This is a genomic window from Nocardioides sp., from assembly GCF_035547795.1.
Lineage (GTDB): Bacteria > Actinomycetota > Actinomycetes > Propionibacteriales > Nocardioidaceae > Nocardioides.
Genome location: NZ_DASZUF010000130.1, coordinates 1 through 8,956 on the forward strand (window position 1 = coordinate 1; position 8,956 = coordinate 8,956).

At 73.3% G+C, this 8,956-nt stretch carries 8 protein-coding genes; 3 read left to right on the forward strand and 5 right to left on the reverse strand.

All coding sequences use genetic code 11. The annotated features are described in order from the left end of the window. From VHA72_RS08950 to VHA72_RS08970, 5 genes are all read right to left on the reverse strand, one after another. The coding region (locus tag VHA72_RS08950; RefSeq protein ID WP_325574370.1) for a DeoR/GlpR family DNA-binding transcription regulator at positions 1–377 on the reverse strand (377 nt) is incomplete at its 3' end. Beyond that, entirely contained in the window at positions 374–1,195 is an 822-nt protein-coding gene (locus VHA72_RS08955) for a class II fructose-bisphosphate aldolase (protein WP_325574372.1), read from the reverse strand. The genes VHA72_RS08955 and VHA72_RS08950, both read right to left, overlap by 4 nt. After that, positions 1,189–2,052, reverse strand: a complete 864-nt coding sequence (locus VHA72_RS08960; protein WP_325574374.1) for a 1-phosphofructokinase family hexose kinase — start codon at positions 2,050–2,052, stop codon at positions 1,189–1,191. The genes VHA72_RS08955 and VHA72_RS08960 overlap by 7 nt, the downstream gene beginning before the upstream one ends. Next, the gene (locus VHA72_RS08965) at positions 2,049–2,954 is read right to left on the reverse strand and encodes an ROK family protein (RefSeq protein WP_325574376.1); all 906 of its coding nucleotides are present in this window, start codon (positions 2,952–2,954) and stop codon (positions 2,049–2,051) included. Before VHA72_RS08965 ends, VHA72_RS08960 begins: the two co-directional genes overlap by 4 nt. After that, complete coding sequence (locus VHA72_RS08970) at positions 2,951–3,841, reverse strand: SIS domain-containing protein (RefSeq protein ID WP_325574378.1); 891 nt, start codon at positions 3,839–3,841, stop codon at positions 2,951–2,953. The genes VHA72_RS08965 and VHA72_RS08970 overlap by 4 nt, the downstream gene beginning before the upstream one ends. A gap of 215 nt (positions 3,842–4,056) precedes the next feature. Here VHA72_RS08970 and VHA72_RS08975 point away from each other — a divergent pair, with 215 nt between their 5' ends. The 3 genes from VHA72_RS08975 to meaB form a co-directional block, all read left to right on the forward strand. Next, a complete protein-coding gene (locus VHA72_RS08975; protein ID WP_325574380.1) occupies positions 4,057–5,778 on the forward strand; it encodes a methylmalonyl-CoA mutase family protein in 1,722 nt (573 codons plus the stop codon). Between the two features lie 50 nt (positions 5,779–5,828). After that, positions 5,829–7,949, forward strand: a complete 2,121-nt coding sequence (gene scpA / locus VHA72_RS08980) for a methylmalonyl-CoA mutase (protein WP_414689778.1) — start codon at positions 5,829–5,831, stop codon at positions 7,947–7,949. A 159-nt stretch (positions 7,950–8,108) separates the two neighbouring features. Further along, the coding region (gene meaB / locus VHA72_RS08985; RefSeq protein WP_325574385.1) for a methylmalonyl Co-A mutase-associated GTPase MeaB at positions 8,109–8,956 on the forward strand (848 nt) is incomplete at its 3' end.

Consider the following 8,956-nt stretch of genomic DNA (forward strand, 5'->3'; position numbering starts at 1 on the left):
GTCAGCGTCGGCTCCGCCGACGCTGCGGCCAGGTCCGGGCGGGTCGCCAGCGCCTCGCCGACGGCGGTCGTGGTGGTGCCGCCGGAGAGGCCGACCACGGCGCCGTACCCGACCATCGCGGCGGCCGCCCGCCCGATCGCCTCTTTCTGTGTGGCCCGCCGCTCGCGCTTGTAGCGCAGCGGCAGGTCGTAGGCGACCGAGTGCGCGACGGCGCCACCGCGGGTGCGGGTGAGCAGCTGCTGGGCGGCGAGCTGGTCGAGGTCGCGACGCGCGGTCGCGGGGGAGACGGCCAGCCGGGTGACCAGGTCGTCGACCTCGATCCGGCCGTCCTCGGCGAGCAGGTCGAGGACGGCGCGGTGCCGCTCGTCCCGGTTCACGACCCGGCTCCAGCGAAGAGCCGCAGCAACCGTTCGGCCTCGCTGCTGAGCGCCTCCCGGCCCGCGGCGACGTACGTGCGTGAGTCGACGACCTCCGGCCGCGCGAGGAGAAGGTCGCGCACCGCGCCGGTGAACGCCTTGTTGAGCTGGGTGGAGACGTTGATCTTGCGCATCCCGGCGCGGATGGCGGCCACCAGCGTCTCGTCGGGTACGCCGGAGGACCCGTGCAGCACCAGCGGCACGCCGACCGCCTCGCGCAGCCGGCCGATCAGGTCCAGGTCCAGCACGGCGGTGCGCTCGGTCATCGCGTGCGAGCTGCCGACGGCGACCGCGAGCGCGTCCACACCGGTGGCGGCCACGAACGCCGCCGCCTCGCCCGGGTCGGTCCGCACGCCGGGCGTGTGGGCGCCGCCCTTGCCACCGATCCGGCCCAGCTCGGCCTCGACGTACACGTCCCGGTCGTGGGCGAACGCCGCCACCCGCGCGGTGGCCGCGACGTTCTCCTCGTCGGGCAGCGGGGAGCCGTCGAACATGACCGAGCCGAAGCCCAACTCCACCGCCTCGCGCACCAGCGCCTCGGACTCGGCGTGGTCGAGGTGCACCGCCACCGGCACGACGCTCGCCTCGGCCACCGCCAGCGTCGCGCGGGCGATCGGGGCGAGCGCGCCGTGGTAGGCCACGCAGTTCTCGCTGATCTGCAGGATCACCGGAAGTCGGGCGCGCTCGGCGGCGGCGACCAGCGCCTCGGCGGTCTCCACGTGCAGCACGTTGAACGCCCCCACCGGGCGTCCCATCAGCTCGCGGGTCGGGGTCAGCATGGCTCCTCCTCGATGACGGCGGCCACCTCGATGTCCGCCAGCTCTCCGGCCTGGGGATGCGCGACGGCGCGGGCGCTCCAGCGCACGGCGCGCTCCAGCGTGGTGGCCAGGTCCTCGTCGGGTACGGCGGCGGCCAGGGCGGCGACGACCGCGTCGCCGGCCCCGGTCGGGTTGCCGGCGACGATCCGGTCCGGCCAGGCCCGGAGCACCCGGTCGGCGGTGACGGCGACCAGGCCGCGCTCGCCGTCGCTGACCACGACCGTGTCGGCGCCCTTGGCCAGCAGCGTCCGGGCGCCGGCGAGCAGGTCGTCGGTGCCGGTGGTCGCGGCCAGCTCGGCGCGGTTGGGCTTGACGAAGGTGGCACCGGCACGACAGGCGGTCAGGAGCGCGGGGCCGGTGGTGTCGACGATCAGGGGGTCGCCGCCGAGGTCCGCGAGGGCGTCCGCTGGGAACCCGGGCGGCAGGCTGCCCGAGACCACCAGCACCCCGGACCGCACGCCGCGGGCGGCGGCGAGCAGCGCCACCGTCTCGGCGGGCGAGAGCGCGACGCCGGTCTCGTTGAGCACGGTGGCCCGGTCGGGCTCGATCAGGGCGATGCTGCGCCGGGTCTCGCGGGCCACCGGGACCAGGGTGTGGGGGAACGGCAGGTCGGCCGCCAGCGCCTCGCCGGTCGCGCCGCCCGCGGTGGTGACCGCGTGCACAGGGACGCCCTGCTGGTGCAGCACCCGGGCGACGTTGAGTCCCTTGCCGCCCGCCCGCGCCGCCGCCGGCGCGACCCGGCCGACGTCGCCCAGCGGCAGCACGTCGAGGTGATAGGTCAGATCGAGCGCAGGGTTGGGGGTCAGCGTGACGATCATCGGATCAGATCCTGGGCCATCAGGGCGGCGCCCAGCACACCCGCGTCGCCGCCGATCCGCGCCGGTAGCAGTGCGGGCATCCGCTGGAACGTCAGGTAGGCCGCCAGCTGGGAGCCCAGCGGCTCGAAGAGCGCCGGGCCCGCGTGGGCGAGTCCGCCGCCGACCACGATCGCCTCCGGTGCGAGCACCGCGACCAGGTGGGCGAAGGAGAACGCCAGCGCCACGACCGCCGAGTCCCAGATCTCGCGGGCGACGGCGTCCCCGGCGGTGGCCCGGGCCAGTACGTCGCGGGCGCCGGCCACGCCGGTGCCGGTCCTGGCGTCGTACCTCCGGGTGATGGCGGCCGCCGACGCGGTCGCCTCCAGGCAGCCGCGTCGCCCGCAGGCGCACGGCTCGTCGCTGCCGGCGACCGGCGCGTGGCCGATCTCGCCGGCCAGCCCGCCGCCGCGATGCGGGCGGCCGCCGACGACGAGCGCCGCCGCGATGCCGGTGCCGATGGTGACGACGGCGACGTCGTCGTACCCCGCCGCAGCGCCGAGCCGTCGCTCCGCCAGCCCGCCCGCCGCGGTGTCGTGCCCGAACGCCACCGGCACGCCGAGGGCCTCGCGGGCCATCGCCCGCAGCGGCGCGTCGTGCCAGCCGAGGTTCTCGCTCCACACCGCCAGGCCACGCTCCTCGTCCACCATCCCCGGTACGACGAGACCCGCCGCGGCCGGCGTGGCGTCGGGATGGGTGGTGCGCAGCTCCCCGGCCAGCCGGGCGATCTCGGCGACCACCAGCACGGGGGTGTCCTCGCCGGCGCGGGGCGTGGGGGAGCGCAGCACCGTGCGGACGGTGCCGTCGGCGTCGACCAGCGCCGCCTTGACGTCCGTGCCGCCCACGTCGAAGGCGAGGACCGTCACGGCAGGATGACCGACCGGGTCAGGTTGCGCGGGGCGTCCGCGTCCAGGCCGCGACGGCGCGAGCGCTCCAGCGCCACCCGGTGCAGCCGGACCAGGTCGGCGAGCGGGTCGATGCTCGGCCGGTGCTCGAACCGGGCCCCGGTCGCCCGGGTGTCCTCGGCGAGTCCCTCTGGCGCGATGCCGAACAGCCAGGTCACCCGGCCGGGCGCGCTGATCGCGATCGGGCCGTGGCGGTACTCCTTGGCGGGGTAGGACTCGGTCCACGACTGCGACGACTCGCGCATCTTCAGCGCCGCCTCGTGGGCCAGCCCGACGGTCCAGCCGCTGCCGACGAAGGTGTACTGCTCGGCGTCGACCAACTCGTCCTCCAGCGGCTCGGTGAGCACCGCGCGGGCATCGGCGATCGCGCCGGTCAGATCCATGCCCAGGCTCGCCCGCAGGAACGCCAGCGCCGTGGTCGCGAACCGGGTCTGCACCACCGACCGCTCGTCGGCGAACGGCAGCGCGACCAGGTCGTCGGCCAAGCCCACGAACGGCGTCTCCGGGTCGCCGACGATGCCGACGATGCGGGTGCGCCCGCGCACCGCCGACAGCGCCTCGAGCACCTCCGTGGTGGTGCCGCTGCGGGTGATCGCGACCACCGCGTCGTAGTCGCGGGTCAGGAACGACTCGCTGGCCGCGAACGCATCGGTCACTCCCAGCCCCGCCGTCTCCCGGGCCGCGGCGTACGCCTGCGCCATGAACCACGAGGTGCCGCAGCCGATCACCGCCACCCGCCGCCCCGCCGCCGGCAGCAGCGCCTGCTCGGGGCTCATCGCCGCGGCTCGCTCCCAGACGTCGGGCTGCGAGACGAGCTCCTCCTCCATATGGGCGCCGAGCTGGCTCATCACTGCTCCTGATGATCGAAGTTGATTGTTACCAGGAGATTCTAGTCATAATGCGTCAGACCCGCGGGGTCGAGCTGCCCGAGCCGGATCCGCTCGGCGAGATCGGCGAGATCGGCGACGAGGGTCCGGGACGACGGTCTGGCACGAGGTACCGTCGGGTAGGAAACGTCACACTCTGTGGCGGGCGCCACTGCTACCTCCCTAGGGTGCCCCACATGACCGATGCCCAGATCGAGCTGGTGCAGCCGGAGGACTCCCACAACCGCGCGGAGTGGGAGCACGCCGCCGCCGCCGTTCTCCGCAAGAGCGGGCGCCTCGCCGACGAGGATCCCGACTCGGCCGTGTGGGACAAGCTGACCCGGACCACGCTCGACGGCATCGGCGTGACGCCGCTGGGCGTGCCCGGCGAGAAGCCGTCCGGGGTGCGGCCGCTGCGCACCGGCGGCTGGGACATCCGGGCGCTGGTCCACGGTCCCGACGCGAAGCTGGCCAACGAGGCGGCGCTGGTCGACCTCGACGGCGGGGTCACCAGCCTGTGGGTCGGTGCCGAGGCCGACACCGACCTGCGGGCGGTCCTCGACGGCGTACTCCTCGACCTGGCGCCGGTCGTCCTCGACGCCCCGACCGCACCGCTCGCCACCGCCGAGGCCCTCCTGCGGTACGCCGACGAGCGCGGCGTCGACCCGCACCCGGGCACCAATCTCGGTGCCGACCCGATCGGGGCGTCGCTGCGGGTCTCGACAGGCTCGACCGCCGACTGGTCCTCCGACGAGCTGGTCGCGGTCGCGAGGCTGGCCCGCGAGCACGGCGTACTCGGCGTGGTCGCCGACGCCACCGCCGCCCACGACCTCGGCGCCAGCGACGCCCAGGAGCTCGGCTACAGCCTCTACGTCGCGGTGCGCTACCTGCGAGCGCTGACCGATGCCGGCCTGGACGCCACCGCGGCCGCCCGGCTGATCGAGTTCCGCTATGCCGCCACCGACGAGCAGTTCCCGACGATCGCCAAGCTGCGCGCCGCGCGCCAGCTGTGGGCGCGGGTCCTGGAGCTGAGTGGGATCAGGGGCGTCGAGCAGCGCCAGCACGCGGCGACGAGTCGCCCGATGCTGAGCAAGTACGACCCGTACGTGAACATGCTGCGTGGCACGGTGGCTGCCTTCGCCGCCGGCGTGGGGGGAGCCGACGCCGTCACGGTGCTGCCCTTCGACAGCGCGCTGGGCCTGCCGAGCGCGTTCGGTCGCCGGATCGCGCGCAACGTCAACCACCTGCTCATCGACGAGTCGCACGTGGCCGCCGTCGCCGACCCGGCCGGTGGGGCCTACGCCGTCGAGCGGCTCACCCTCGACCTGGCCGCCGCCGGCTGGGCACGGTTCCAGGCGCTCGAGCGCGATGGCCTGGAGACGTTCAGGGCCGGCATCGAGCAGGTCGTGGCGAAGCGCGAGGCCCAGATCGCCCAGCGCCGACGCCCGATCACCGGCCTCTCGGAGTTCCCGAACCTGGCCGAGACGCTGCCCGAGCGCGAAGCCGATCCGCGAGGCGACCGGGTGCGCCGCTACGGTGCCTCCTTCGAGGCGCTGCGCGACACCCCACCCAAACGGCACGTCTTCCTGGCCACCCTCGGGCCGGTCGCCCAGCACACCGCGCGCGCCAGCTTCGCCAGCAACCTGCTGGCCGCCGGCGGAGTCGGTGTCGACGTGGCCGGCGCCACCGCGACGCCGGACGAGCTGGTCGCGGCCTACCAGGGGCAGCCGGTGGTGTGCCTGGCCGGCGCCGACGCCGCCTACGCCGAGTGGGGCGAGGCGGCCGCGAGCGCCCTGCGAGCCGCCGGTGCGTCGTACGTCGTGGTGGCGGGCAAGCCGGCCAGCTACGCCGACGACTCCTGCGCCATGGGCGTGGACGCCCTCGCCTTCTTGAATCGAGTCCGGGAGAAGCTGTCATGACGATCCCCGAGTCCTTCGCCGACCTTCCGCTCGAGGGCCCCGATTGGCGGATGAGCTGGCCGGCCGCGGCCGAGCCCTGGCACAGCCCGGAGGGCATCGAGATCAAGCCCTTCTACACGCCCCAGGACCTCGAGGGGCTCGACGCGCTCGACACCTGGCCGGGGCTGAGCCCGTTCCTGCGCGGGCCCTATCCCACGATGTACACCACCCAGCCGTGGACCATCCGGCAGTACGCCGGCTTCTCCACCGCCGAGGAGTCCAACGCCTTCTACCGCCGCAACCTGGCCGCGGGCCAGAAGGGGCTGAGCGTGGCGTTCGACCTGGCCACCCACCGGGGCTACGACTCCGACCACCCGCGGGTGCGTGGCGACGTCGGCATGGCGGGCGTCGCGATCGACTCGATCTACGACACCCGCACGCTCTTCGACGGCATCCCGCTGGACCAGATGAGCGTCAGCATGACGATGAACGGCGCCGTCCTCCCCGTGATGGCGCTCTACATCGTCGCGGCCGAGGAGCAGGAGGTGAAGCCGGAGCAGCTCGCGGGGACCATCCAGAACGACATCCTCAAGGAGTTCATGGTCCGCAACACCTACATCTACCCGCCGCAGGCGAGCATGCGGATCATCTCCGACATCTTCGCCTTCACCTCCCAGAGGATGCCGCGGTTCAACTCGATCTCGATCTCCGGCTACCACATGCAGGAGGCCGGGGCGACCGCCGACCTGGAGCTGGCCTACACGCTGGCCGACGGTGTGGAGTACATCCGTGCCGGCCTGGCCGCCGGCATGGACGTGGACGCGTTCGCGCCGCGACTCTCCTTCTTCTGGGCGATCGGCATGAACTTCTTCATGGAGGTCGCCAAGATGCGCGCCGCCCGGGCGCTGTGGAGCCGACTGGTGCGCGAGTTCGATCCCAAGAATCCGAAGTCGCTGTCGCTGCGCACGCACAGCCAGACCTCCGGCTGGTCGCTGACCGCGCAGGACGTCTTCAACAACGTCGGTCGCACCTGCATCGAGGCGATGGCGGCGACCCAGGGTCACACCCAGTCGCTGCACACCAATGCCCTCGACGAGGCGATCGCGCTGCCGACCGACTTCAGCGCCCGGATCGCCCGCAACACCCAGCTCCTGTTGCAGCAGGAGTCCGGCACCACGGGCACCATCGACCCGTGGGCGGGCTCCTACTACGTGGAGCGGCTCACCCACGACCTCGCCACCCGCGCCTGGGCGCACATCCAGGAGGCGGAGAAGGCCGGCGGCATGGCGAAGGCCATCGAGCAGGGCATCCCGAAGATGCGCATCGAGGAGGCGGCCGCCCGCACCCAGGCCCGGATCGACTCGGGCCACCAGAAGGTGATCGGGGTCAACACCTACCGGCTCGCCGCCGAGGATCCGCTCGAGGTGCTCAAGGTCGACAACGACGAGGTCTACCGCGCCCAGGTCGCCAAGCTGGAACGGCTGCGCGCGGAGCGCGACGACGACGCCGTACGCCGGGCGCTGGCCGCGCTCACCCACAGCGCGGCCCAGGAGAACAGCGGCCCCGGCCTGGACGGCAACCTGCTCAAGCTCGCCGTCGACGCGGCCCGCGCCAAGGCCACCGTCGGCGAGATCAGTGACGCGCTGGAGCAGGTGTGGGGTCGCCACCAGGCGGTGATCCGTACCATCTCCGGCGTGTACCGCGACGAGGCTCTGTCATCGGGGGGCGAGGCCGGCAACGTGCAGGCCGTGCTCCGGGCGACCGAGGAGTTCGAGGAGGCCGAGGGTCGCCGCCCGCGCATCCTGGTCGCCAAGATGGGGCAGGACGGCCATGACCGGGGCCAGAAGGTGGTCGTCTCCGCCTTCGCCGACCTCGGCTTCGACGTGGACGTCGGTCCGCTGTTCTCCACGCCGGAGGAGGTTGCCCAGCAGGCCGTGGACGCCGACGTTCACATCGTGGGCGTCTCCTCCCTCGCGGCCGGACATCTCACCCTGCTGCCCGCACTGAAGAAGGCGCTCGCGGACCAGGGCCGGCCGGACATCATGATCGTCATCGGCGGCGTCATCCCGCCCGACGACGTACCGACGCTGAAGCAGATGGGTGCGGCCGAGGTGTTCCTGCCCGGCACGGTCATCGCGGACTCGGCGCTGGACCTGCTGCAGCGGCTGCGCGCCCAGCTCGACGGCGCCTAGGACGACCCGCAAAGTGTCACGGTGACACTTCCGAACTGTCACCGTGACACTTTGCGCGGTGGGTGACACTTCAGAGCTGTCACTCTCGACCCAAACTGTCACCGTGACACTTTGCGTGGTGGGCGCACGAGCCGCCACCCGGACAGGAGCGTGACTCGTATGGCCGTCGACGTCGGAGCCCTCGTCGAGGGGATCGCGGCCGGCCAGCGGGCGGCCGTCTCCCGGGCGATCACGCTGGTGGAGTCCACCAAGCCGGCGCACCGCGAGCAGGCCCGCGAGCTGGTCACTCGACTAGCCGAAAGTGACTTCTCAACGGGCCGAAACCGACCTCTCGACGCGGTGCGGGTCGGGATCTCGGGTGTGCCGGGAGTGGGGAAGTCGACGTTCATCGAGGCGCTCGGCTCCCGGCTGACAGCCGCGGGTCACCGGGTCGGCGTCCTCGCGGTCGACCCGTCCAGCGTGCGCACCGGCGGCTCGGTGCTGGGCGACAAGACCCGGATGCAGCGGCTGGCGGTCGACCCGAACGCCTTCATCCGGCCGAGCCCCTCGGCCGGCACCCTGGGCGGAGTCGCGCGCGCGACCGTGCAGGCGATGAGCGTGCTGGAGGCCGCCGGGTACGACGTGGTCCTGGTCGAGACCGTGGGCGTCGGCCAGTCCGAGGTCACCGTGGCCGGGATGGTCGACACCTTCTTGTTCCTGACCATCGCCCGCACCGGCGACCAGCTGCAGGGCATCAAGAAGGGCATCCTCGAGATCGCCGACGTGATCGCTGTCAACAAGGCCGACGGCGACCGCGAGGGCGAGGCCCGCGCCGCGGCGCGGGAACTGGCGGGCGCGATGCGGCTGGTCCGGGCCAGAGGGGAGTGGGCCCCGCCCGTGGTCACCGTCTCCGGGCTGCACGACATCGGGGTCGACGAGCTGTGGGGGCGGGTGCTCGCCCACCGCGACCACCTCGGCCCCGACGGGCTCGCCGCCAAGCGCGCCGACCAGCAGCTCGACTTCACCTG

Bases quoted from the DNA above. Each gene is read 5' to 3' on its own strand.
- VHA72_RS08970 (WP_325574378.1), bottom strand. From the start codon at position 3,841: ATGAGCCAGCTCGGCGCCCATATGGAGGAGGAGCTCGTCTCGCAGCCC.
- scpA (WP_414689778.1), top strand. From the start codon at position 5,829: ATGAGCTGGCCGGCCGCGGCCGAGCCCTGGCACAGCCCGGAGGGCATC.
- VHA72_RS08960 (WP_325574374.1), bottom strand. From the start codon at position 2,052: ATGATCGTCACGCTGACCCCCAACCCTGCGCTCGATCTGACCTATCAC.
- VHA72_RS08955 (WP_325574372.1), bottom strand. From the start codon at position 1,195: ATGCTGACCCCGACCCGCGAGCTGATGGGACGCCCGGTGGGGGCGTTC.
- VHA72_RS08975 (WP_325574380.1), top strand. From the start codon at position 4,057: ATGACCGATGCCCAGATCGAGCTGGTGCAGCCGGAGGACTCCCACAAC.